Here is a 1642-nt window from a genome sequence, read left to right on the forward strand (position 1 = left end):
ATCGCCTCCATCATCGACCTCCCTCCGCGCCCCGGAGCGCGGTGCATATCGCCTCCGGCCCCTCGGTCAGCGCCGCGGGGCCGGGCGAGAGGATCAGCGGCGCCTTGATCTCGTGGATGCGGCCCGAACGCACCGCCGGGCCCCTGTCCCAGCCGGGTCGCGCGGCGATCTTCTCGAGGCGCAGTTTCTTGCCGCACCACGAATCGAGGATCACTTCGGGCGCGGCGGCGATCACCTCGGCATCCGTGACCACCCGATCCTTCGCGCCCTGCCGCCCGGCGAGATGGGCGAAAACATCCTCGCCCCCGGCGATTCCGATCAGGTCGGACACCCAGCCCACGCCGGACAGGCGCGGCTCGTCCCATTCCACGCAATAGACGCGCGGGCGGTGGGGGTGCGGGGCGGCGCGCAGGACGTCGAGCCGCGCCTGATGGCCCGCCGCCAGCGCCTCGGCCCGGTCGGGCACGCCGGTCAGCGCGCCGAGAACGCGGATCATCGCAAGGATGCCCGCCACATTGCGCTGGTTGAAGGCATGCACCGCGATCCCCGCCTGGATCAGCCCGGCCGCAATGTCGTGCTGGATGTCCGAGAAGGTCAGCACCAGATCGGGATCGAGCGCGAGGATCTTCGGCAGATCGGCGGAACTGAACGCCCCCACCCGCGGCTTTTCCCGACGCACCCGAGCGGGCCGCACGGCATAGCCGGTGACGCCCACGATCCGGTGATCCTGACCCAGCAGATAAAGCGTCTCGACCGTTTCCTCGGTCAGGCAGACGATGCGCTCGGGCGGGAAGCGGCGGGTCATGTCACCACCTCGACCGGCTGGACGATGGGTCCTTCGGGCGTGTCGGCCAGATAGGCGCGCAGCCCGAAGACGCGGGCGAGCGTTGGCGCGGTCAGCACCTCGCCGGGCGGGCCGTCCTCTTCCAGCCGGCCGCGATGCAGCACCAGAAGCCGGGTGCAGAACCGCGCGGCAAGGCCCAGATCGTGCAGCGCCGCGACGACCAGACGCCCCTCGGCCGCAAGCCCCGCGAACAGGCGCATGGTGGTGATCTGGTGGGCGGGATCCAGCCCGGCGATGGGTTCGTCGGCGATCAGCACCGGGGCCTCCTGCGCGACAGCGCGGGCGATCAGGACGCGGGCCTGTTCGCCGCCCGACAGCGCGGTGGCGCGGCGATGCTCGAACCCCGCCAGATCCATCCGCCCCAGCGCATCCGCGATGGCGGCGCGGTCGGCCGCGCCCATCCGCTGGCCGGGGCGCAGATGCGGCGTGCGGCCAAGACCCACCAGCGTTTCCACGCTGACCGGCCAGGCGATTTCGCGCATCTGCGGCAGCCAGGCGGCCGTCCGGGCGCGGTCCGCCGCCGACAGCCGCGCCAGCGAGGATGTGCCCTTGTGACGGATCAGGCCGAGGGCTACGCGCATCAGAGTGGTCTTGCCCGCGCCGTTCGGCCCGATCAGGCCGACGAATTCGCCGGGGCGCAGGTCGGCCGAAACGTCATCGACCACAGGACAGGGGCCGCGATGGACGCTCAGATGCGACAGGATCAGCCCGGTCATGCGCCCGCCTCGCGCCGTGTCTTGTAGATCAGGTGGAAGAACAGCGGCGCACCGAGGATGGCGGTCAGCACGCCGAGCTTCA

Annotated in this window: 2 protein-coding genes; both read right to left on the reverse strand. The window is 71.4% G+C overall.

Going from position 1 to position 1642, the window contains the following annotated elements:
• Window positions 1–10: 10 nt before the first annotated feature.
• Complete coding sequence (locus tag ENN83_RS06680; RefSeq protein WP_287185417.1) at window positions 11–805, reverse strand: cobalamin-binding protein; 795 nt, start codon at window positions 803–805, stop codon at window positions 11–13.
• Complete coding sequence (locus ENN83_RS06685) at window positions 802–1560, reverse strand: ABC transporter ATP-binding protein (RefSeq protein ID WP_287185420.1); 759 nt, start codon at window positions 1558–1560, stop codon at window positions 802–804. The genes ENN83_RS06680 and ENN83_RS06685 overlap by 4 nt, the downstream gene beginning before the upstream one ends.
• Window positions 1561–1642: the final 82 nt, after the last annotated feature.

This window comes from Rhodovulum sp. (assembly GCF_011048875.1).
GTDB classification, from domain to species: Bacteria; Pseudomonadota; Alphaproteobacteria; order Rhodobacterales; family Rhodobacteraceae; genus Rhodovulum; species Rhodovulum tesquicola.